This is a genomic window from Pseudarthrobacter sp. 01T43 (assembly GCF_056398665.1).
Genome location: NZ_JBFTPV010000004.1, coordinates 231,292 through 252,686 on the forward strand (window position 1 = coordinate 231,292; position 21,395 = coordinate 252,686).

Here is a 21,395-nt window from a genome sequence, read left to right on the forward strand (position 1 = left end):
AGTCAGACGGTACATAGTTAATGCAGACGAGGATGAAAGGAAGTCCAATGACTGAGAACCCAACCCCGGGTGCAGCGCCTGACAACCGGCAACCGGACGGGCACCGGAATCCGGCCCAGAGCCCCGCGGAGGCCGGCAGCGACGCTGGCGGTCACTCCAATCCGACCGAGCAGCTTGACCACTTCGGGGTGCCTGATAACCCCACGCAGCAACTGCCCGGTGCACCCCGTCCGGTTTATCCTCCCCGCGAGCCGTTCTACGGCCAGCAGGCGCACAATCAGCAGACCCAGAACCAGCAGCCGTACAACCCGCAGGCCCAGCACGGAGTGCATTCAGCGCTGCCCGGCGGCTATACGGGGCAGTACAACCCTGGCCAGTACAACTCGACCCCCAACCCAGCGGACGCTCCCCGCCGAAAGGCCTCCTTCGGCGTCGGGACCCTAGTGGCGAGCATCCTGGCAGCCGGCCTCGTAGGTGGCGGCGTGGCCACTGTCGGTTCGGGTGCCTTCGGCAACGGTTCACCTTCAGCGGTCAGCAGCACCAGCAGCCAGCCCGGGACAGTCATCGTCAACAACAAGGACGATGTCAACGCCATCACGGCGGCCGCACTGAAAGCTACCCCCAGCGTGGTGACCATCAGCGCCTCCAGCGGCAATGCCGGCGGGACGGGCTCGGGCATCGTCCTGGACGACAAAGGGCACATCCTCACTAACACCCATGTGGTGACCCTGGACGGCCAGACAGCCAACGCTGCCCTGGAAGTCCGCACCAGCACAGGCAAGGTCCTCAAAGCAACGCTGGTGGGCACCGATCCGCTGTCCGACCTTGCAGTCATCAAGGTGGACGACACGTCCGGGCTCACCCCGGCGACCCTCGGGGACTCCGGCAAACTCAACGTCGGCGACACCGCAATTGCTATCGGCTCCCCGTTGGGCCTCACCGGCACCGTGACGGACGGCATCGTCTCGACGTTGAACCGGACCATCAGCGTGGCGTCCTCAGCCGCACCCAAGAGCGGCGACAGCTCCCAGGGCGGCGATCAGGGCTTCCAGTTCGCGCCCCCGGGCGGCGGGCAGGGCCAAAGCACGGCCAACCAGGGATCCATTTCCATCAACGTGATCCAAACGGATGCCGCCATCAACCCCGGCAACTCCGGCGGTGCGCTGGTTAACTCCAAGGGCGAAATCATCGGCGTCAACGTGGCCATCGCCTCCGCCGGCTCCGATACCTCGTCCTCGTCCTCGAGCGGAAACATTGGTGTGGGCTTCAGCATCCCCATCAACCACGCAAAGCGGGTGGCGCAGGAGATCATCGACACCGGCAAGGCCTCCCACGGCCAGTTGGGTGTGAGCGTGAGGGACAAGTCCTCAGGCAGTTCGTCCAGCTTCTCGGTCGGAGCGGACGTGGCCACGGTCGAAGCGAATTCGGCAGCGGGCAAGGCCGGCATCAAGGTGGGCGACGTCATCACCAAGTTCAACGACCTGACGGTCAGCGAGCCCAACCAGCTGACGGCTGCCGTCCGCGAACAGGCGGGCGGATCCACGGTCAAGATCACCGTCCAGCGCAACGGCCAGGAGCAGACGTTTGACGTGACACTGGGCACTGCAGCGGACCAGTAGGAAGTACGGCAGGAAGCAAATCAGGGCGGCGGTCACCACGGTGACCGCCGCCGTCGTCCGTCCCCATCCGACGCCCCGCCGGGCTCTGACACAGGCGTTAACGGGACGGCAACGGAACACGACTATATGGTTAGCTAGGATCTACCCGTACCCCGGGCGTTCCGAGGCCATGACCCCATCCGGCTGGCTGTCCACAAGCATGGAAGGCTGCTGTAAACACAGTGGAAGAGACATTGAAGATCATCGTCCTGGTCAAGCATGTACCGGACGCCCAGTTCGACCGTCACCTCAACGGGGAGGGCTACACCACGGACCGCGACGAAAGCATCCTTTCGGAGCTGGACGAATATGCGCTCGAGGCTGCCCTGCAGCTGGCCGAGGCCCGCGGCGGCGCCAAGGCAGGGAACCAGGTCATTGCGCTGAGCATGGGCCCTGCCGGCGCGGTCAACGCCGTCAAGAAGTCGCTCCAGATGGGCGCCACCGAAGGCGTGCACCTCACGGACAGCGCCCTGGCGGGTTCCGACGCCGCCGCCACCTCGCTCGCGCTGGCGGCGGCCATCCGCCACATCGGCGCGGTGGACCTTGTCCTCACCGGGATGGCCTCCACCGACGGCGAAACATCCCTGGTGCCGGCCCAGCTGGCCGAGCGCCTCGGCCTTCCGCAGGTCACCTTCGCGTCCTCGCTGACGGTCGACGGCGGCCGGCTCACCGCCCGCCGCGACGCCGATACCTACTCCGAAACTGTGGAAGCATCCCTGCCGGCTGTTGTCTCCGTGACGGACCAGATCAACGAGCCGCGCTACCCCAACTTCAAGGGCATCATCGCCGCCAAGCGCAAGAGCATCACCACCCTCTCGCTCGCCGACATCGGCGTCGATCCGGCACAGGTGGGCCGCTCCGGATCCTGGACCACGGTGACGTCGGCCGCGGAACGTCCGCCACGCACCGCAGGCACCATCATCACCGACGAAGGCGACGCCGGCATCCAGCTCGTCGACTTCCTGGCCGCCCAGAAGCTGCTCTAAAGAGGGATCACAGACATGGCTAACGTACTTGTATTCATTGACAACCCGGGAGACGCCCTGAAAAAGGGCAGCCTGGAACTGCTGACCGTGGGCCGTGCCCTGGGTGAAACCGCCGTCGCCGTCAACGGTGGCGTGCACCCGGCAGTGTCTGCCGCGTTCGCCGAATATGGCGTCACCGCGGTCTTCCAGCCCTCCGCCGCAGACCTGGACGACTACCTCGTGGCGCCCAAGGCGGCCTATCTTGCGGCTGCCGCCACCGCAGCCGGCGTCAGCACGGTGCTCCTCGACAATTCACCCGAGGGCAAGGAAATTGCGGCCCGGCTTGGCATCAGGCTCAACGCCGGGGTGATCACCGATGTTGTGGCGGTCGACGCCGACGGCACAGCACACAAGTCGGTGCTCGCCGGGTCTTACACCACCGCTGCCAAAGCCACGACGCCGGTCTCCGTGCTGACGCTGAAGGCCAACAGCATCACCCCGGCGCCGGCCCCGGCTGCCACCGCACCGGAGTCTTCCACCGTGGAGGTGCCCGCCGACGTCGCCGCCGCGGCCGCCCGCATCACCTCACGTGAACAAAAGGTGGCCAGCGGCCGACCGGACCTCGCCGATGCCCGCATCGTGGTTGCCGGCGGACGCGGTGTAGACGGCGACTTCGGCCCCGTGGAACAGCTCGCGGATGCCCTCGGTGCTGCAGTGGGTGCCTCCCGTGCGGCCACCGATGCCGGCTGGATCAGCCATGATGCGCAGGTGGGCCAGACCGGGAAAACCGTATCCCCGCAGCTCTACATCTCGGCGGGCATTTCCGGCGCCATCCAGCAGAAAGCCGGGATGCAGACGGCCAAGGTCATCGTGGCCATCAACAAGGACGCCGAGTCACCGGTTTTCGAGATTGCGGACTTCGGCATCATCGGGGACCTTTTTGACGTCCTTCCCCAGGCCACGGAAGAAATCAAGAAACGTCAGGGCTGATTGTGGCTGAACCCGCTGCCCCAGCACAGAGCCCGTTCGACCCGGCCACCCACCGGGTTGGGCGGGTGCTCTGTTTCGCCGCCCACCCGGACGACATCGACTTCGGTGCTGCCGGCACCATCGCCGCCTGGACAGCCGCCGGCGTCCACGTCAGTTACTGCATCATGACCGACGGCGACGCCGGCGGATTCGATCCGGCTCACCGGGCAGAGATCGTCGCCCTCCGGGCCGCTGAGCAAAGCCGGGCGGCCGGACTTGTGGGCGTCACCGATATTTTTTATCTGCACGAGCGCGACGGCTACCTGGAGCCGACGCACGAGGTGATCAAAGGTGTGGTGAAGCTGATCCGGGAAGTCCGTCCCGACGTCGTGCTTGCCATGCATCCGGAACGGAACTGGAACCGCCTCCAGAAGAGCCACCCGGACCACCTGGCCGTGGGGGAGGCCGTAACCAGGGCCGTCTATCCCGCGGTGGAGAATCCCTTCGCCTACCCCGAACTGGCCGAGTCCGGATTGGCCGCCTACAAAGTGCCGTGGCTGTGGCTGTATGCAGGGCCGGACGAGCGCGAGAACCATTTTGTGGACGTCACGGACCACGTGGCAACCAAGCTCGACGCCATCCATGTGCACGTCAGCCAGCATCCCGATGTTGAGGCCATGGAATCGGTGGTACGTAACGGACTGCTGACAAACGCACGGCGCGGCGGCCTCACGGATGGCCGCAGCGCCGAAGCCTTCCACGTGATAGCGGTTAACGGCCCGAAGACTATCGCCGGCTTCTAGACTCCGGGGGCGGCTATGGGATGGTCAGGCCCCCAGCGGTGCGGCTGCCACCGTGGGAGTCGTGGGCGCAGCGGAGCCGCCCACCGGCTCCACGGTAATGCCAAGGGAAACGGCCTTGGCGATGCCCTTTACCACGGCAGGCTTGGAGAGCGCGGCTTCGTCCATGAGGCCCTCTGACACTGGTGCGGAGCCGTCCTTGGGGATCAGCCACATCTGGTAAACCTTGCCGGCCGGCGGTGCGGGCACACCGTTCATCTTGACCACCAAGGCATCCTTCGACGACGAGATCAGGACCGTTGCCGTTCCCCCTGCAGCCACGGGGACTGAAGCCTCGCGGACGTCCCCGGCCCGGACCACCTGGTTCATCGGATCGTTCTGGTCGGCGACGTACGAGCCCACGGCTACGCCACCGAGGGCGATCACCGCGGCGGCTGCCGCTGCGCCGAGCCATCGGCGCGCACCGGCAGGCCCGCGTCGGGCTTCCCGCCTTGCCCTGGCCGCTGAAAGCTCATCCGCGGCTTCTGCGTGCGGCTCTCCGGCGGGCGGAACGGCGGCGGGTGCGGCAGGTCCGGCACCTGGCAGTTGCGCCAGGGACGGCAGTTGCGCCACGATGCGGTCGAACAGATCTGCCGGAGGTTCTTCCTGTGCCGTAAATGACACGGCCAGGGTTTCCCGCGCTTGGCGGACACGCTCCAGGAAGGAATTTCGCTCGTCCGCCGGGGCGGCGGAGATGTAGCGGTCGATGGCAGCGCGTTCGTCATCAGTGACAGCGTCCAAGGCATAGAGCTCGGCCAGGTCCACGGCCCGCCCGGAATCCAGGTCTGCAGCGATCTCCAGTCCGAAGGACCCCGGCCGGCGGGCGCCACCCTGACTATTCATTTCGGTCATCTCAACTCACCCCCAGACATGTCTTCAAACGGATCAGTCCGTCGCGGATGCGGGACTTGATGGTGGGAACCGCCGCATTGAGCTTCGCCGCGACCTCCCGGTACGTGAGGCCGCCGTAATAGGCGAGCCGCACGGATTCCTGCTGTGTATCGGTCAGCGTTTCCAGGCACCGGACCACCGCCTCGGCTTCAAGTTTGCTGTCCACTTCGGCGGACACGGAGTCGTGGTCCACCTCCTGGCTGCTGGCGCCGTATTTTGCTTCACGATCGGTGGCCGACTGTGAGGAACGTACCTTGTCCACTGCCCGGCGATGGGAGATGGTCATCAGCCACGACAGCGGACTGCCTGCTTCGGGGTTGAATTTACCGGCATTCTGCCAGACTTGGAGGAATACTTCCTGGGTGGTGTCTTGGCTGAGCTCAGGATCGATGAGGACCCGGCGGGCCATCCCAAAAACCCTGCGCGAGGTCAGTTGATAGAACTCGGCAAACGCCGCCTGGTCTCCGTCGGCAACCCGGGCGAGCAGACTGCCCAGGCGCTGGCTGAGATCCGCCGGAGAGTCTGTGACTGCGGCCGGGGACTCGAAGTTTGGCGCGTTGGGAGTTTCCATCACTATCAAGCATAGGTCTCCGGGCGGCGGATCCGGGGCACCGACGCAGGGGCTGCGTCCGGCAGCGGACGGGGTAGGCGGCTCAAGTGCCGGCCGGGCCTGTAAGAGTCTCACCCGCCGCTCCTTCATCATTCCGGAATTGCTGTCAGGAGTGATTCGGTGCGGGCAGCGTCATGGATGGGCCATGTGTGGGCTCCAATGCGGCGGTCAGATTTGGGCGCCGGCGAATCCTTGCTGGCGCCAGGCCTCGTACACCGCAATGGAGGCGGCATTGGCGAGGTTCAGCGAACGGAGGGAGGGCAGCATGGGAAGCCGCACGGTGGCGGTGACGTGCGGGTCGCGCTTAATGTTTTCGGGCAGGCCCACGGACTCCTGGCCGAACATGAGCACATCGCCGGGCTTATAGGCAATGTCCGCGTAACTGGCCGTGCCGTCCGACGTGAACGCGTAGACGCGTTCCGGCTGCAGCTCCCGCCAGGCATCCTCGATGGTTTTGTGGACGGTCACGACGGCGAGGTCGTGGTAGTCAAGGCCGGCCCGCCTGAGCTTGGCGTCAGAGAAATCAAAGCCCAAGGGTTCCACCAGGTGCAGTTCGGCGCCGGTGATTGCGGCCAGCCTGATGGCATTGCCGGTATTGCCTGGGATTTCGGGGGAGTGGAAGAGGATTCGGAACACGGTCCAATCCTAGCCAGTGTGCATGCCGCGCAGCAGCCTGGCCAGGATGGGCACGTTAACCGTGTTCGGCGCGGGCCCGGCGGACAGGAAGTGTTTGAGGCCGCGGACCAGGCCTGCCGCGTTGACCACCTGCACCATTTCTCCGGCGTCGGCCGTGCGCCGATGGCGGTCGATGACAGGCTCGTGGAGGTTGCCATCCGGGCTGTGGATGACCGTCCAGCCGGTGACATTCAGTTCAGGAAAAATATCCTGCATGGCGCGCACCACGTGGGCCAGCTGCGGCGGAACAATGGCGCGGCCGCCGTGCCTGAGTGCCTGCCCATCCCAGGCGTAAGCCCCCTTGGGCAGGAGCATGGAACCGATAAGCGCCAGCCGGTAGCCGGACAGCAGCGCATGGTCTATGTGGCTGTTGTCCGCGGGGGACTGCAGCCCGTTGACCAGCCGCGCCGCCGGAATCGCCGGCAGTACTTGCCGGGAGATGAGCTGCACGGTCCGCATCTCGCGCTGGATCCGGGCCTCGGCACCAAAGATTCCGCGTTTTCGCGGCATCCCGTGAACCTGCTGACTGGCCTGGCTGAAGGGGATGAGGGGAACCGTCCCGGCCGCTTCGAACGCTGCGGCATCGTAGGGCGGCAGGTAGAGCGCGGGGTCGCCGGCGGTGTTGCGGGGTGTGGCGGGCCTGTGCACGGTGGCCGAGGCATGACTCCCCGCCGCCGGAGCATCAAAGTGTGCTTCCCGGGCCGCCGCACCCGTTGTGGCGCCGGCCGCGCCCCCGGCATAGGCGCGGTCGTAGGCTTTCCGCCGCTTGGGGTCCATCAGGGTTTCGTAGGCTGCCGTCACCTGGCGGAAGGCGGCGGCGTCTCCGCCGTGGTCCGGATGGGCCATCCGGGCCGCCCGGCGGTAGGCCACCTTGATTTCCTTGTCGGTGGCTGTCACCGCGACGCGGAGCACCTCGTAATAGGAGCTGCTGCTCTCGGTCAAGCACTCATCCTTCTGTTCGTCGGGCCAGTCCACGGCAGGCGGCCCGGCTGGCCCAGTTTAGCCGCCTGTTCACACAACGTCCTGGTGGGCGGCAGTGGTTCCCGGCGCCGGCTACGAAACGGAACCGGGACGCCGTCTAGACTCTTGGATGACGATGGCCGGTTGGCTGTCCGGCGAGCATATTGGGGTGGATGTGAAGGCACAGGCTTCAGCTGGACTCGTGGCAGGGACACTCCTGGGCATTTCGGCGCTCGCAGGATGCACCGTTGGTTGTTCCGGACCCCGCAGCCCCGAAGATCCCGCAGACGGCCACCGCGCTTGCAACCCCCACCATCACACCTGGCCATGACGCCGCGGCGGTGGCCGCCAAGGACATGCCGTTCTCGGCCGGCGCCTCGTTGGCCGGAACCTCGTTGGCCGAGGGCGTCGCGGTGGGGATCTCCGACGGCCTCAAGAGGGCGCCAGGCTGGACGCCGCTCAAGGAAAACGTCGCCGGTGACAGCCAGTACGTGAAATCCGACGGTTGCCTGGTGGCGACCAAGGTGCGGGCCAACCAGTCGCCGCTCGTCCTGGCGGACGACAAAGAATCAACGGTTGGCCTGTTCACCTACCTGGACCCCACCATCCTGCCCGCGTATCTGGAGACCGCAACGCTGCGGTGGGGTGGTGAGCCGGACAAACCGGGTCCGCTGGTGGAGGTTCTGGTCCTGGCGGAGCCCGGTCAGCCGGGCGCCAAATCAACGGCCGTTATGGCAAGGGTCTTCGGCGCTGCCGCATCGTCGGTGTATGTCTCGGTTTCCTGCCCCGATGCTGCCACCCTGGCTTCGGCCCGGGCCGAGGTGGCAGCGCACCTCGTGGTGGTTCCGCCGGCGAACCAGCGGTGAGTGCTGACCTAGCGGTGGCGGCGCCAGGACCCGGCCGGCGCGAGCCGGTTCAGGGCGAGCGCGCCGACCAGCAGGCCGAAGTCCCGCAGGGCCACGTCGTAGTATTCGCCCAGGACCAGCAGGTTGACGATGATTCCCAGCAGCCAGATGGCCACCAGCAGCGAGCCGAAGCGGGGACGGACGGCCACCATGATGCCGGCAATGATTTCCACGACGCCGACGATGTACATAAACACCTGCGGCGTCACGGGAACCACTGATGTGGCAACGGGTGCCAGGTAGTGGGTCCAGTCGGTGAGGATGTTGGTGAACTTGTCCAGCCCAAAGAGGAATGGTGCCACGGTGAACACGGTCCGGAGCAGGAAGAACGCCTGGCGGTCCGGGGCCATCGTTTGCAGGCGACCGGTTGAGACGTTTTCTGTGGTGGTTTTCATGGTGCACTCCTTCTAAAAGTAGGTATCATAATTTTAGAAAGAATAGTCCGATTAAGCAATGGATGTTGTTTTTAGAATGAAGGGCTCCTAGTGCGCAGACTTCCCTGGGGCCGCCGCGTGGTGGCCGTTGCCTCGCTCGGCGACGAAAAACGCCGACAGCTTTTCCAGCTGGTTGCTTCATCGGACGGAGCCGTCGGGCGGGATGACGCCGCCGACGCCCTTGGGTTGCCACGAAGTACGGCCTCCTTCCACCTCGACAAGCTGGTCCAGGATGGCCTGCTGGCGGTGGAATTCCACAAGGCCACCGGCAAGACAGGCCCCGGCTCCGGGCGCCCCGCCAAAATGTACCGGCCAGCGGAGAGCGAAGTGAGCGCCTCGGTGCCCGACCGGAACTACGACCTGGCCGGAGAACTCCTCGCCGCTGCCATCGAGCACTCCACGGCAACGGGGGACGCGGTGGGCGACTCGCTGCGCATGACGTCGTACCGCAAGGGCCAGGAACTCGCTGCCGGAGCCGAAGGCCTAACGGAGTTCATGGCAGGGGAGGGCTACGACCCCCGGCCTGACGGGGACGGCGGCCTGGTGTTGGCCAATTGCCCGTTCCACCGGCTTTCCGACGGGCATCCGGACGTGGTCTGCGCCATGAACGGTTCCTTCCTCCGGGGCGCGGCCGCGGCCTGCGGGGAGCCGGAGGAACGAATCGCGCCGAACAGTGTTCAAGGCCAGTGCTGTGCCAGGATCACCGCGCGGATCACTCCGCCCTGAATCCCTGACCGCCGACGCGGCTAGAATTGTTCCGTGCCCGTCTACCTCGATCATGCAGCCACCACACCACTTTCCGCGGAGGCGCTGGCAGCCCTGACCCGGGAACTGTCCCGCACCGGCAACCCGTCGTCCCTGCACGGCTCAGGCCGCCGCGCCCGCCGCTCCGTGGAGGATGCCAGGGAAGCCATCGCGAGGGCGGCCGGCGCTCATCCCTCGGAGGTCATCTTTACGTCCGGCGGCACTGAGTCGGACAACCTGGCAGTCAAGGGCCTGTTTTGGTCCCGTTCCGGCGAAGACCCCTCGCGGCGGCGCATCCTGTGCTCCGCCGTCGAGCATCACGCGGTGCTGGACACCGTGGAATGGCTGGAACGCCATGAAGGTGCCCAGGTCACCTGGCTGCCCGTGGACAGTGAAGGGGTGGTGGACCTGGCGGTGCTGGCGGCTGAGCTTTCGCGCGACCCCGGCACCATCGCCCTGGTGACGGTGATGTGGGCCAACAATGAGGTGGGGACCATTCAGCCCGTGCACCGGATTGTGGAGCTGGCGCACGCGGCCGGTGTCCCGGTCCATGCGGATGCTGTTCAGGCGTTCGGATCCCTGCCCGTGGACTTCAAAGCTTCAGGGCTGGACGCCATGTCTGTTTCCGGACACAAGATCGGCGGGCCAGTGGGTGTGGGCGCCCTGCTGTTGGGGCGGGCCGTCAAGCTGACTCCGGTGCAGCATGGCGGCGGCCAGGAGCGGGATGTGCGTTCCGGGACGTTGGACACAGCCTCCATTGCCGCATTCGCTGCGGCTGCCGAAGCTGCCACCGCAGGCCTCGCCGGGGAGACCGAACGCATCGGGGCCCTCCGTGACCGGTTGATCAATGGTGTGCTCGAATGCGTGCCTGAGGCCGTGCTGCGCGGAGCGCCGGGCGCGGGACGGCTCCCCGGCAATGCCCACTTCACTTTCCCGGGCTGTGAGGGGGATTCACTGCTGTTCCTGCTGGACCTCGCAGGTGTGGAATCATCCACCGGTTCAGCCTGCACTGCCGGCGTGCCGCGGCCATCCCACGTGCTGCTGGCCATGGGCCTGGACGAGGAAACCGCCCGGGGCGCCCAGCGCTTTACACTCGGCCATGCCTCAACCGAGGCGGATGTGGAGGCCCTGCTGGCAGCCCTTCCCGGCGCCTATGAGCGGGCCCGCCAGGCGGGAATGGCGGGGCATGAATCATCCATCCAGACTGCAGGCACTGTGGCGCGTCAGGCAGGTTCCGGCAGGAGCTGACCGAGTCCTGCGGTGTGGTCGGCGAGCCGCTCCGCCGTAACTGGCGTCCGGGCCGAGATCAGGGCCTTGATGGTCTTCTGGGCCCCCGGCTGCACTTTCCGCGGCCAGTTGACGCTCATGCCGGCCACCACCCGGGAGTCCTGGAGCCAGAAAGCGATGAACTCCTTGTCCTCCAGCGACCCCCTCATCACCGGTTCGGCGCCCGCGGCCAGGGTGGGAAAGCCTGAGTATTCCATGCTGACGTCGAACTGGTCCGTATAGAAGTAGGGGATGGTGTTGAGCGTGGCGTCCTGGCCCAGCATCGCCTTCGCTGCCACCTTGCCCCCGTTCAGGGCGTTGGACCAATGCTCGCTGCGGTGATGTTGGCCGGTGAAGGGATGCAAGGCGTTGGCGACGTCGCCGGCGGCATAGATGCCGGGTTCACTGGTTTGCAGTGAGGCGTCCGTCAGGATGCCGTTGTCCAGCGCCAGGCCGGCCGCCTGGGCAAGCGCAGTGTCAGGTATCACTCCGACGGCGATGATCACGATGTCTGCCGGGAGCAGTTCGCCGGCGTCCGTGATGACGCCCGTGACCGATCCGCCCTCTCCGGTGATCTCGCGCGCCGAAGCGGGAAGCCGGAAGCTGACGCCGTTCGCCTCGTGTAAACCCCGGAAGAACCGGCCGAGGTCCGGGCCGATGGCGCCCGCAAGCGGAATATCCTCCAGCCCCAGCAGGGTGACGCGGTTGCCGTACGTTGCCGCGGCAGCCGCCAATTCCATCCCGATCCAGCCCGAGCCGACCATCACCACATTTTTCCCGCCTGGAGCGAGGCGGTCGCGGAGCCGCCGGCTGTCATCCAACGTGCGGAACGTCGAGACCCCGGCGAGGTCACTGCCGGGCAGCCGCAGGGTTCGGGGCAATGCCCCGGTGGCCAGGAGCAGGGAGCCGTAGTCCAGTGACGATCCGTCGTCCAGTTGCACTGTCCGCTCCGTCGCCCGGATAGCGGCGACCCGGACGCCGAGGTGGAGGCCGACGTCGTTCTCCTCGTACCAGCCGTGAGGCACCACCGGGACGGTGTCCTCCGCGGCCTTGCCCAGCAGGTACTCCTTGGACAGCGGCGGGCGAAGGTAGGGGTGGTGGTGTTCGGCGCCAACAATGGTCACGCGTCCGGTGAAACCTTCAGCCCGCAGGGTCTTGGCGGCGGTGGCGCCCGCCAGCCCGCCACCCGCTATGACGATGTCCTGAACAGCCATGTCCGCCCGCTTCCCACTGCTCCGCCCGCGTCTAAATCTGTGTACCCTGACTTTAGAAGCGAGGGGTGTGGCAGTCAAGGTCTTTTGGGCAGGATTCGGCGTGCCGATAGAATAATGTGGCGAGCATTGTGTTATCCGTGCGGCCGGCGTCTGTACGGCGGCCCACCACCGGTGCCTGCGCACCCCCCTGAACCCAAAAGAAAGCCAGTATGCGAGTCTTAGCAGCCATGAGCGGCGGAGTCGACTCCGCCGTAGCCGCAGCACGTGCCGTCGAAGCCGGCCATGACGTCGTCGGCGTTCACCTTGCGCTGTCCAGGATGCCCGGCACCCTGCGGACGGGCAGCCGCGGCTGCTGCACCATCGAAGACTCGCGCGATGCCTGGCGCGCCTGCGACGTGCTGGGCATTCCCTATTACGTCTGGGACTTCTCGGAACGCTTCAAGGAAGACGTCGTCCAGGATTTCATCGACGAATACGCTGCCGGCCGCACCCCCAACCCCTGCATGCGCTGCAACGAGCGGATCAAGTTTGCCGCCCTGCTGGAGAAAGCCATTGCCCTGGGCTTCGACGCCGTCTGCACCGGGCACTACGCCAAGGTCATCACCGACGCTGACGGAAACCCGGAACTCCACCGCGCAGCGGACTGGGCCAAGGACCAAAGCTACGTTCTGGGCGTGCTGACCCACGAGCAGCTCAAGCACTCCATGTTCCCGCTGGCGGAGACGCCCTCCAAAGCTGAAGTGCGGGCAGAGGCCGAGCGCCGCGGGCTATCCGTGGCTAACAAGCCCGACAGCCACGACATCTGCTTCATTCCCGACGGCGATACCGCAGGCTGGCTCGCCGAAAAGATCGAGATGACCAGCGGCGACATCGTGGATGAGACCGGCTCCAAGGTGGGCGAGCATCCGGGCGCAAACGCCTTCACTGTGGGCCAGCGCCGTGGCCTGAAGCTGGGCACGCCCGCAGCGGATGGCAAGCCGAGGTTTGTGCTGGAAATCCGGCCGAAGGAAAACAAAGTGGTGGTGGGGCCCCAGGCGCTGCTCGCTATCGACGAGATCCGCGGCATCAAAGTCTCCTGGGCCGGCCTGCCCATTGCGGAAATCGAAACGGGTGCCGATTTTGAGTGCCATGCGCAGGTCCGCGCGCACGGCGACCCCGTCCCGGCCACCGCGCGCATGGTGCCCGGTGAGGACGGACCCCAGTTGCTGGTGACCCTGAACGAAGCTCTGCGGGGAGTGGCTCCCGGCCAGACGGTAGTCCTGTACCAGGGCACCCGCGTGCTCGGACAGGCCACCATCGACGCCGCGCGGTCGCTGCAGCGCGCCGAACTTTAGGGTTCCCCACTGCGTCTGGGCGGCCATATCCGCGCCCTCAGGTAAATTTTGTGTCTCAACTCACAAAAAAGCACCAAAATAGCCGGTTGATGAGCCCGGCGTCTGATTGAATCTAGGCATCAGGACAGCGCGCTGCCCGCCCGACTAACACCCCTAGGCGGGCGGCTGACGCGTACTCATCGAACAGAAAGTTCACAGATGACCAAGAGCACTAGAGCCTTGCGCAGCGCAATCGCGCTCGCAGGCGTTTCCGCTTTCGCCTTGACTGCCTGCACCGGGCCTTCCGGCGGCGGCGGAACATCCACGGATTCCGGCACCGCGAGCAGTGTCATTGCCTACGGCACCACGGACAAGGTCACTGCTCTGGACCCGGCCGGTTCCTACGACAACGGTTCATTTATGTTGATGAACCAGATTTACTCCTTCCTGTTGAACTCCAAACCCGGTGGCGCCGAGCCCGTGCCGGACCTGGCCGAATCATCCTCCTTCACCAAGCCCACGGAATACACGGTCAAGCTGAAGAGTGGCCTCAAATGGGCCAACGGACACGACCTCGATTCCAAGGACGTCAAGTTCTCGTTTGACCGCCAGCTCAAGATCAATGATCCGAACGGACCGGCGTCCCTGCTGTCCAATATTTCGTCCATTGCTGCACCGGACGCCACCACCGTGGTCTTCACGCTCAAGAACGCCAACGATCAAACGTTCCCGCAGATTCTGACTAGCCCTGCGGCGCCCATCGTCGACGATGAAGTCTTCCCTGCGGACAAGCTCCTCAGCGACGAGGACATTGTCAAAGCCAAGGCGTTCTACGGTCAGTACACGATCGACTCGTACAACAAGAATTCACTGGTCAGCCTGAAGGCGTGGCCCGATTACAAGGGGCTCCTTGGCAAGCCAGCCAACGGCGGGGCAACGATCAAGTACTACACGGACCAGACCAACATGAAGCTGGAGATCAAGGGTGGGCAGATCGATGTTGCCAACCGCAGCCTGAGCGCCACGGACATCGACGACCTCAAGAAGGACTCCAACGTCACGGTGAACGTCGGACCCGGCGGCGAGATGCGGTACATCGTCTTCAACTTCGACACCATGCCCTTCGGCGCCAAGACTCCGGAAGCGGATCCGAAGAAGGCGCTGGCAGTCCGCCAGGCCGTGGCCAACCTCGTTGATCGGCAGGCAATCTCTGATCAGGTCTACAAGGGCACGTACCTGCCCATGTGGTCCAACGTGCCGTCCGGGTTCGCCGGGGCGAATGAGTCCTTCAAGCTTGCCTATGGGGATGGTTCCGGCAAGCCAAGCATGGACAAGGCCAAAAAGGCCATGGCCGACGCCGGTATCACCACCCCGGTGACCATCAATCTGCAGTACAACCCGGACCACTACGGCAAGTCCTCCGGCGACGAATATGCGGCGGTCAAGGACCAGCTGGACAAGAGCGGGCTGTTCACAGTCAACCTTCAGTCCACCGAATGGGTCACGTACAACTCGGCGTCGAAGAAGGACAGCTACCCGGTCTTCCAGCTGGGCTGGTTCCCCGACTTCAGCGATGCGGACAACTACCTGACGCCGTTCTTCGTTGGCGGCGGCTTCATGAACAACCACTATTCGAACCCTGAAGTCGAAACGATGATCGCCAAGCAGCTCGTGACAACTGACAAAGCAGAGCGCGAGAAGACCATCCAGGACATCCAGAATCAGCTGGCCAAGGACATCTCAACGCTGCCACTGCTGCAGGGTGCCCAGGTAGCCGTTTCAGGGAAGGGCGTGAAGGGCGTGGATTCCACCCTGGACGCTTCCTTCAAGTTCCGGCTCGGCCAGGTTTCCAAATAGCAGGCAGGTTCTCGTAACACCAAGTAACCAGCGTCAGGAGGTGGGGCTCGACGGCCCTGCCTCCTGCGTTTTGGGTCCACATTTTGCAGTTTCAAACCAAGCAGGGACAGCATGACCACCTTGATTGATGCGCCGCCGCCAACGGTTGCGGCCCCCAAATCCAAGTCCGCGGGAGGTGGCCTCGGGAAGTACATCCTGGTCCGCTTCCTGTTGATCTTCCCCACGATCTTCATTCTCGTCACACTGGTGTTCTTCCTCATGCGGATCACCGGCGATCCCATCACAGCAGCCCAGGGCGGCCGCCTTCCGCAAGAGCAAATTGATGCGCTGGTCCACCAGGCCGGCTACGACCGCAACCTCTTCATTCAATACATCGAGTACCTCGGCAACATCGCCACGGGCAACTTCGGCCGCACCATCTCAGACGGCAGGCCCGTTATTGAGATGCTCACGAAATTCGGCGCCGCCACCCTTGAACTGGCAATCAACGCAGTTGTGGTGGCGCTGCTGGTGGGCATTCCGCTCGGCATGTTTGCTGCGCACAAGCGGGACAAAGTTCCCGACGCTTTACTGCGCTTCTTCGCCATCCTCTGCTACGCCACGCCTGTCTTCTTCGCAGGCCTGCTGCTCAAGCTCACTTTTTCCGTGGGACTGGGCTGGTTTCCCGTGGCCGGCCGAGCTTCCACCACCACCGAACTGGCCATGAGCCGGTTGTCGGCACCCACCGGCATCTACTGGTTGGACGCCCTGCGGAGCAACGACCTGGCAGCCTTCGGCGACGTCGTCCAGCACGCAGTCCTGCCGGCCGTCGCGCTCGGGCTTTTGACAGCCGGCGTCTTCCTTCGCCTGGTCCGCACGAACGTGATCGGTACCCTCGGGAGAGATTACGTCGAGGCCGGCCGGTCCCGCGGAGTCAGCGAATACCGGCTGGTCACCAAGCACGCGTACAAGCCTGCACTGATTCCCATCATTACGGTGATGGGCCTGCAGATCGCGCTGTTGCTTGGCGGCGCAGTACTGACCGAGACCACTTTTGAGTGGAAGGGCCTCGGCTACCAACTGGCGCAGTACCTGACGGCACGCGACTTTGTGGCCGTCCAAGGCATCGTGATGCTGCTGGCCGTCATCGTGGCGCTCACCAACTTCGTGGTTGACATCCTGGCCGCCCTGATCGATCCGCGGGTGAGGTACTGATGAGCACCGAAGCATTTGCCCCAGCCAAAAAGTCGCTGCTGGACAGGCTGCCCGTCTCGTCCCACATCCGGCGCAGTGTAGGCCTGCAGCGAACCATGCTGCTGATCGGCGTCGTCCTGTGCGCCGCGTTCCTGCTGGCGGCCATTTTTGCGCCGTTGCTCGCACCGTACGGCTACTCGCAGATTTCCGACGACGGCGGGACGTTCCCTGCGCAGGCTGCACCGGGTGGCAAGCATCCCTGGGGCACCACCGTGGGTGGCTATGACGTCTTGTCCCGGGTGATCTGGGGATCGCAGACAGCGGCCACGGTGATCGTGGTTGCCGTTCTTATGGCCATCTTCCTCGGGGTCTTCCTGGGCCTGGTCAGCGGCTACTTTGGCGGCTGGCTGGACCGGATGCTGGTTGTGGTCGCTGACGCGATCTATGCGTTCCCGACCCTCCTCCTTGCCATCGTGGTCTCAATCGCGATTAACAAGGGACAGTCCGGCTTCTGGGGCGGAATCCTCGCCTGCGGTTTTGCCATCACCGCCGTATTTGTACCGCAGTATTTCCGTGTGATCAGGGCTGAGACCATCCGGCTTAAAGCAGAACCGTTTGTGGAATCCGCCCAGGTGGTGGGCGCCTCCAGCGCACGGATCATCGTCAGGCACATCTTCGCCAACGCCACCCGCACGCTTCCTCTGATCTTCACGCTGAACGCCTCGGAGGCTATCCTCACGCTGGCCGGGCTGGGCTTCCTCGGGTTCGGCATCGAACCGAGCTCCGCTGCCGAATGGGGCTTCGACCTGAACAAGGCGATGTCTGATGCGTCGTCAGGTATCTGGTGGACGGGCGTGTTTCCAGGTGCGGCGATCGTGCTCACGGTCCTGGGCCTGACCCTGGTGGGGGAGAGCATGAATGACCTGAACGATCCGCGCCTGCGGGGACGCAGACGGGCAGGTTCCAAGAGCAAAGGCACAAAAGTAAAGAACCAGACGGAGGTGTCCGCATGAGCGGTCCGGAGATCATCGAAACCAGCGCCGGGCAGCCCACGGGACCTGTCCTGGAAATCGACCACCTCAAAGTCACCTTCGCTACCGACGGCGGGGACGTTTACGCGGTCAAGGATGTGAGCCTGGACGTCCGTTCCGGCGAAGTGCTGGCCATCGTGGGCGAATCCGGTTCCGGCAAAACGGTGACCGCGAAAACCATCCTGGGACTGCTGCCGGAGACCGCGACCAGCGGCGGAGCAGTCCTCATCAATGGCAACAATGTGATCAGCGTGAGCGCCTCGAAGCTGAGGCAGATCCGCGGCCGCGATGTGGCAATGGTGTTCCAGGAACCGTCCACCGCGCTGAACCCGGTGTTCACCGTCGGCTGGCAGATCGCCGAGGGCATCCGTGCCCACGCCACCGACGGCAAGCGCGTCACGGCGAAAGAAGCGAAAGCCCGCGCCATCGAGGCGCTGCGCAAAGTGGGGATCCCCGATCCTGAGCATCGGGTCAACTACTATCCGCATCAGTTCTCCGGCGGTCAAAAGCAGCGTGTGGTGATCGCGGCAGCCCTGGCGCTCAACCCGGGCCTCATCGTGGCGGACGAGCCCACCACCGCCTTGGACGTCACCGTCCAGGCGGAGATCCTGGAGCTGTTGCGGGACTTGCGGGACAAGTACGGCACGTCGATCGTGCTGATCACCCACAACATGGGAGTAGTGGCGGACCTCGCGGACCGGGTGGTGGTGATGTACCAGGGCGACGTCGTGGAGGAGGCGCCTGCGCGGGTACTGTTCGCGGAACCGAAGCAGGACTACACCAAAAAGCTGCTGGCCGCAGTGCCGCACCTGGGCCGGAATTCGGCGTCGGAAGGCCTGATGGAACGCGCCCACAAAAACGCGCCGGTGCTGGTGGAGGCAACCGAACTGACCATCGAGTACCCCGGCCGGCTGGGAACTCCGGCGTTCAAAGCCGTGGACGGGGTCAGTTTCACCGTCTCGGAGGGCGAAGTCTTTGGACTGGTGGGCGAATCCGGGTCCGGAAAGACCACCATCGGCCGGGCCATTGCGGGCCTGAACCGGACCACCGGAGGCAGCCTGAAGGTGCTCGGCTACGAGATGCTGAACTTCAAGGAGCGGACGTTCAAGCCACTGCGGAAGGACATCGGCTTTGTCTTCCAGGATCCGGCCGCGTCCTTCAACCCCCAACTGACCATCGGCGATTGTGTGGCAGAGCCCATGATCATTCACACCAATCCCAGCCCGGCTCAGGCGCGCAAACGCGTAGGTGAGCTGCTCGAATCAGTGCAGCTGCCGGCGTCGTACGCTGACCGGTACCCGCATGAGCTCTCCGGCGGGCAGCGGCAGCGGGCGTCCCTGGCGCGGGCACTGATCCTGAACCCGAAGCTGCTCATAGCAGATGAACCGACGTCGGCGCTGGACGTTTCGGTGCAGGCGAAGGTCCTTGAACTGTTCAAGGAAATCCAGGCAGAGTTCGGGTTTGCGGCACTGTTCATCAGCCACGACCTCGCGGTGGTGGACATCCTGTCGCAGTGGATCGGCGTCCTGTACAAGGGCAAACTCGTGGAGCAGGGGATCGGCAGCCAGGTGATGGGAGCACCGCAGCACGACTACACCAAGCGGCTGATCGCGTCCCTGCCCGTCCCTGATCCGGACGAGCAGGCACGGCGCCGGGCGGCGCACCGGGCGCTGCTGGCCACATAGACTTGGAGCATGACGCAGCAAAACCATGATGTTCCCGACGCCGAATTCTACGACGCCACGGCCAGTTCGCTGTCCGGCCAGGTAGATAACTCGGTGATGGCGGAACTGCTGTCTATCCGGTCCAGCATCGACAACATTGATGCCACCCTGGTCTACCTCTTGGCGGAACGTTTCAAGGCGACGCAGAAGGTGGGCTTCCTCAAAGCCGCACACCGGCTCCCGGCAGGGGATCCGGGCCGCGAAAGCGCCCAGATCGCCCGGCTGCGGCGGCTGGCTGAGGATGCCCACCTTGACCCCGCGTTCGCCGAAAAGTTCCTGAATTTCATCATCGGTGAGGTCATCCGCCATCACGAGGCCATCGCCGAAGACCATCAGGCCGCCGCAGAGTGGAAGTAACAGCTACCGCGCTGGGGCCCTGGCCGGGGGAAGATCCGGTTGAGGCCGCGCGGATAATCCGCGGTGAACTGGGCAGCCCGCACCTGCCGTTCCTGGCGGAGCTTCCGGACCGCGGGGTCGGTTCGGATGCCCTGGGCCGCACGGCTTCGCTGCTGGTGGAGCTGGCCGTGGATGTGCAGCCGTATGGCTGGCGGCTCGTTGACCGGCCCGGCAAGGACTTCCGCCGGGCCGTTTCGGCGTTGTCCACGGATATCAATGTCCTGGCGGACGTGGCAGGCGGGGAGGACACGCCCGCCGGCGAACTTAAGGTCCATCTGCTGGGTCCGCTCAGCCTGGCCGCCGGACTGCACCTGCACAACGGCGAACGCGCCCTGATCGACTACGGCGCCCGCCGGGACATTGCAGCCTCCCTGGCAGCCGGCTTAGGCAGCTACCTGTCGCGGGTCTCCAGCGCGGTGCCGGGCGCGAAGCTGGTTGTACAGCTCGACGAACCCGATATTGCCGCCGTACTTGCCGGCACCATTCCGACGTCGAGCGGTTACCGCACGCTGCGCGCGGTGGGCGGGCAGGAGGTCACCGAGGCCTGGCAACTGGTCATTGAGGCACTCAGGGCGGCCGGCGCCGTCGAAATCGTTGTCGCAGTGCCCGAGGTGGAGGCCCCGATCGAACGGATCGTGACGGCAGGCGCGGACGGCGTGGCCGTTCCCTTGAAGGCCCTGACATCGCGGCAGTGGGAGCAGTTGGCCGCCGCCGTGGAGGCGGGCAAACGGATCTGGGCCGGTGCGCTGGACCCCAACGGCAGCACTCTGCCGAAAGTGGCCGACGCCGTCGAAACCGTCTGGCGGCCGTGGCACCAAGTGGGGCTGCCGGCGTCGTCGCTGAGCAGCGTCCGCGTCACTCCCGCCGGGGGACTGGCCGGCCTCACGCCGTCGGCCGCAACAGCGGTGCTGGGCAGGCTGACTCAAATGGCCGACGGGCTGAACCAACGGGCACACGGGTAACTGCGGCGGGTGCCCACGCCTGCCTGGGCGTTACATGCGGTCTTCCCAGCGCTCCGGCTGCGCGTAGCGTGGCAGGAAGGTCTGCGCGGAGCTGCCGCCGACGTAGGGTCGCAGCCGGTACTGCATGTGGCCGGCGTAGACCAGCACCTCCCCGATCTGCGGCTGGAGGACCTTGACCTGGATCCGGTGCCGTCCGTTGCCGTCCGCATCTTCCTCCCACCACTGTTCGGCGTAAGCCTTGGCATCCAAGGCTGCCGGCAGCGGCAGCCGGAGACGGCCAAGGAACAGCCGTGAGTCCTCTGACACCCCGCGCAGCCTGCCCTCCTCCGTGACGCTGAGTTTCAGGTCGGTGACCATGCGCCGGAACCTGCCCAGGTAGTCCACCAGGCGGGGGCCGCCGTCGGATTCCACCAGGCTGGTGGTGTCCTGGAAGATCCTGCTGCGGCCCGGGAATCGGATCTCGCGCCGGGCGGTGAGGCTGGGGCGCCCGAAAGGATCAAGGTGCGCGTGGTTTTCGATCCGGAACGGGATGCTTGCGCCGAATTCCGGAAAGAACGCTTCTTCCCCTGACGCAAGCTTCAGCAGCGGCCTCAACCACGCTTGCCGGCAGCCGGCGACGTCGAAAACGCCTTCGCCGACGCCGTAGTGTCCGGAGCCGGGCAGGAGCGAAAAGTACTCCTGCAGCTCAGGTTGCAGCCGGGTGAACTCCTTGCCAAGGGCCTGCTGGTAGATGGGGACGTTCATCAATGACCTCCTGGACGGTGCGGCCGGCCAACGCCGCCGTTGATTCCCAATGTACCGGTCGGGAT

Annotated in this window: 21 protein-coding genes; 14 read left to right on the plus strand and 7 right to left on the minus strand. The window is 65.2% G+C overall.

The window, feature by feature from the left end:
- Window positions 1-47 precede the first annotated feature (47 nt).
- The 4 genes from AC1DIM_RS06785 to AC1DIM_RS06800 all read left to right on the plus strand — a co-directional run bounded on the left by AC1DIM_RS06785 (window position 48) and on the right by AC1DIM_RS06800 (window position 4,395).
- A complete protein-coding gene (locus tag AC1DIM_RS06785) occupies window positions 48-1,619 on the plus strand; it encodes a S1C family serine protease (protein WP_477709721.1) in 1,572 nt (523 codons plus the stop codon).
- Window positions 1,620-1,852: 233 nt separating this feature from the next.
- Entirely contained in the window at window positions 1,853-2,644 is a 792-nt protein-coding gene (locus AC1DIM_RS06790; RefSeq protein ID WP_477709796.1) for an electron transfer flavoprotein subunit beta/FixA family protein, read from the plus strand.
- A 15-nt stretch (window positions 2,645-2,659) separates the two neighbouring features.
- Window positions 2,660-3,613: an electron transfer flavoprotein subunit alpha/FixB family protein gene (locus AC1DIM_RS06795; protein WP_477709722.1), complete on the plus strand. Its 954-nt coding sequence runs from the start codon at window positions 2,660-2,662 to the stop codon at window positions 3,611-3,613.
- Between the two features lie 2 nt (window positions 3,614-3,615).
- Entirely contained in the window at window positions 3,616-4,395 is a 780-nt protein-coding gene (locus AC1DIM_RS06800) for a PIG-L deacetylase family protein (protein WP_477709723.1), read from the plus strand.
- A gap of 24 nt (window positions 4,396-4,419) precedes the next feature.
- Here AC1DIM_RS06800 and AC1DIM_RS06805 read toward each other — a convergent pair whose 3' ends face one another.
- From AC1DIM_RS06805 to AC1DIM_RS06820, 4 genes are all read right to left on the minus strand, one after another.
- Window positions 4,420-5,283 carry an anti-sigma factor gene (locus AC1DIM_RS06805; RefSeq protein ID WP_477709724.1) on the minus strand — a complete coding sequence of 288 codons (864 nt, stop codon included), beginning with the start codon at window positions 5,281-5,283 and terminating at the stop codon, window positions 4,420-4,422.
- 1 nt (window position 5,284) lies between these two features.
- On the minus strand, window positions 5,285-5,893 hold the full coding sequence (sigK, locus tag AC1DIM_RS06810; protein WP_477709725.1) for an ECF RNA polymerase sigma factor SigK: 609 nt from the start codon (window positions 5,891-5,893) through the stop codon (window positions 5,285-5,287).
- Window positions 5,894-6,100: 207 nt separating this feature from the next.
- Entirely contained in the window at window positions 6,101-6,568 is a 468-nt protein-coding gene (locus AC1DIM_RS06815; protein ID WP_477709726.1) for a tRNA (cytidine(34)-2'-O)-methyltransferase, read from the minus strand.
- Window positions 6,569-6,577: 9 nt separating this feature from the next.
- Window positions 6,578-7,549, minus strand: a complete 972-nt coding sequence (locus AC1DIM_RS06820; RefSeq protein ID WP_477709727.1) for a J domain-containing protein — start codon at window positions 7,547-7,549, stop codon at window positions 6,578-6,580.
- A gap of 266 nt (window positions 7,550-7,815) precedes the next feature.
- Here AC1DIM_RS06820 and AC1DIM_RS06825 point away from each other — a divergent pair, with 266 nt between their 5' ends.
- On the plus strand, window positions 7,816-8,433 hold the full coding sequence (locus AC1DIM_RS06825) for a hypothetical protein (protein ID WP_477709728.1): 618 nt from the start codon (window positions 7,816-7,818) through the stop codon (window positions 8,431-8,433).
- Window positions 8,434-8,441: 8 nt separating this feature from the next.
- On the opposite strand, the gene AC1DIM_RS06830 is transcribed toward AC1DIM_RS06825, so the two are convergent.
- A complete protein-coding gene (locus AC1DIM_RS06830; protein WP_477709729.1) occupies window positions 8,442-8,867 on the minus strand; it encodes a hypothetical protein in 426 nt (141 codons plus the stop codon).
- 90 nt (window positions 8,868-8,957) lie between these two features.
- On the opposite strand from AC1DIM_RS06830, the gene AC1DIM_RS06835 reads away from it, so the two are divergent.
- Both AC1DIM_RS06835 and AC1DIM_RS06840 read left to right on the plus strand, forming a co-directional pair.
- Window positions 8,958-9,632 (plus strand): helix-turn-helix transcriptional regulator, encoded by a 675-nt coding sequence (locus AC1DIM_RS06835; protein ID WP_477709730.1) that lies wholly within the window; start codon window positions 8,958-8,960, stop codon window positions 9,630-9,632.
- 33 nt (window positions 9,633-9,665) lie between these two features.
- Complete coding sequence (locus AC1DIM_RS06840; protein WP_477709731.1) at window positions 9,666-10,898, plus strand: cysteine desulfurase family protein; 1,233 nt, start codon at window positions 9,666-9,668, stop codon at window positions 10,896-10,898.
- Here AC1DIM_RS06840 and AC1DIM_RS06845 read toward each other — a convergent pair.
- Window positions 10,874-12,130 (minus strand): NAD(P)/FAD-dependent oxidoreductase, encoded by a 1,257-nt coding sequence (locus AC1DIM_RS06845; RefSeq protein ID WP_477709732.1) that lies wholly within the window; start codon window positions 12,128-12,130, stop codon window positions 10,874-10,876. The genes AC1DIM_RS06840 and AC1DIM_RS06845 overlap by 25 nt on opposite strands.
- Before the next feature lie 209 nt (window positions 12,131-12,339).
- Between AC1DIM_RS06845 and mnmA the strand changes: the two genes are divergently transcribed.
- The 7 genes from mnmA (at window position 12,340) to AC1DIM_RS06880 (ending at window position 20,586) form a co-directional block, all read left to right on the plus strand.
- A complete protein-coding gene (gene mnmA / locus AC1DIM_RS06850) occupies window positions 12,340-13,464 on the plus strand; it encodes a tRNA 2-thiouridine(34) synthase MnmA (RefSeq protein WP_477709733.1) in 1,125 nt (374 codons plus the stop codon).
- A gap of 198 nt (window positions 13,465-13,662) precedes the next feature.
- On the plus strand, window positions 13,663-15,300 hold the full coding sequence (locus tag AC1DIM_RS06855; RefSeq protein WP_477709734.1) for an ABC transporter substrate-binding protein: 1,638 nt from the start codon (window positions 13,663-13,665) through the stop codon (window positions 15,298-15,300).
- 111 nt (window positions 15,301-15,411) lie between these two features.
- Window positions 15,412-16,494 carry an ABC transporter permease gene (locus AC1DIM_RS06860; RefSeq protein ID WP_477709735.1) on the plus strand — a complete coding sequence of 361 codons (1,083 nt, stop codon included), beginning with the start codon at window positions 15,412-15,414 and terminating at the stop codon, window positions 16,492-16,494.
- On the plus strand, window positions 16,494-17,486 hold the full coding sequence (locus AC1DIM_RS06865) for an ABC transporter permease (RefSeq protein ID WP_477709736.1): 993 nt from the start codon (window positions 16,494-16,496) through the stop codon (window positions 17,484-17,486). Before AC1DIM_RS06860 ends, AC1DIM_RS06865 begins: the two co-directional genes overlap by 1 nt.
- Window positions 17,483-19,189, plus strand: a complete 1,707-nt coding sequence (locus tag AC1DIM_RS06870) for an ABC transporter ATP-binding protein (protein ID WP_477709737.1) — start codon at window positions 17,483-17,485, stop codon at window positions 19,187-19,189. The genes AC1DIM_RS06865 and AC1DIM_RS06870 overlap by 4 nt, the downstream gene beginning before the upstream one ends.
- A gap of 9 nt (window positions 19,190-19,198) precedes the next feature.
- Window positions 19,199-19,585, plus strand: a complete 387-nt coding sequence (locus AC1DIM_RS06875; RefSeq protein ID WP_477709738.1) for a chorismate mutase — start codon at window positions 19,199-19,201, stop codon at window positions 19,583-19,585.
- Entirely contained in the window at window positions 19,576-20,586 is a 1,011-nt protein-coding gene (locus AC1DIM_RS06880) for a uroporphyrinogen decarboxylase/cobalamine-independent methonine synthase family protein (protein ID WP_477709739.1), read from the plus strand. Before AC1DIM_RS06875 ends, AC1DIM_RS06880 begins: the two co-directional genes overlap by 10 nt.
- Before the next feature lie 30 nt (window positions 20,587-20,616).
- On the opposite strand, the gene AC1DIM_RS06885 is transcribed toward AC1DIM_RS06880, so the two are convergent.
- Window positions 20,617-21,330 (minus strand): DUF4166 domain-containing protein, encoded by a 714-nt coding sequence (locus AC1DIM_RS06885; RefSeq protein ID WP_477709740.1) that lies wholly within the window; start codon window positions 21,328-21,330, stop codon window positions 20,617-20,619.
- Window positions 21,331-21,395 lie beyond the last annotated feature (65 nt).

Coding starts and splice junctions, on each gene's coding strand:
- AC1DIM_RS06785 (WP_477709721.1), top strand. CDS start 48: ATGACTGAGAACCCAACCCCGGGTGCAGCGCCTGACAACCGGCAACCG.
- AC1DIM_RS06795 (WP_477709722.1), top strand. CDS start 2,660: ATGGCTAACGTACTTGTATTCATTGACAACCCGGGAGACGCCCTGAAA.
- AC1DIM_RS06805 (WP_477709724.1), bottom strand. CDS start 5,283: ATGACCGAAATGAATAGTCAGGGTGGCGCCCGCCGGCCGGGGTCCTTC.
- sigK (WP_477709725.1), bottom strand. CDS start 5,893: ATGGAAACTCCCAACGCGCCAAACTTCGAGTCCCCGGCCGCAGTCACA.
- AC1DIM_RS06830 (WP_477709729.1), bottom strand. CDS start 8,867: ATGAAAACCACCACAGAAAACGTCTCAACCGGTCGCCTGCAAACGATG.
- AC1DIM_RS06845 (WP_477709732.1), bottom strand. CDS start 12,130: ATGGCTGTTCAGGACATCGTCATAGCGGGTGGCGGGCTGGCGGGCGCC.
- mnmA (WP_477709733.1), top strand. CDS start 12,340: ATGCGAGTCTTAGCAGCCATGAGCGGCGGAGTCGACTCCGCCGTAGCC.
- AC1DIM_RS06855 (WP_477709734.1), top strand. CDS start 13,663: ATGACCAAGAGCACTAGAGCCTTGCGCAGCGCAATCGCGCTCGCAGGC.
- AC1DIM_RS06860 (WP_477709735.1), top strand. CDS start 15,412: ATGACCACCTTGATTGATGCGCCGCCGCCAACGGTTGCGGCCCCCAAA.
- AC1DIM_RS06865 (WP_477709736.1), top strand. CDS start 16,494: ATGAGCACCGAAGCATTTGCCCCAGCCAAAAAGTCGCTGCTGGACAGG.
- AC1DIM_RS06870 (WP_477709737.1), top strand. CDS start 17,483: ATGAGCGGTCCGGAGATCATCGAAACCAGCGCCGGGCAGCCCACGGGA.
- AC1DIM_RS06875 (WP_477709738.1), top strand. CDS start 19,199: ATGACGCAGCAAAACCATGATGTTCCCGACGCCGAATTCTACGACGCC.
- AC1DIM_RS06885 (WP_477709740.1), bottom strand. CDS start 21,330: ATGAACGTCCCCATCTACCAGCAGGCCCTTGGCAAGGAGTTCACCCGG.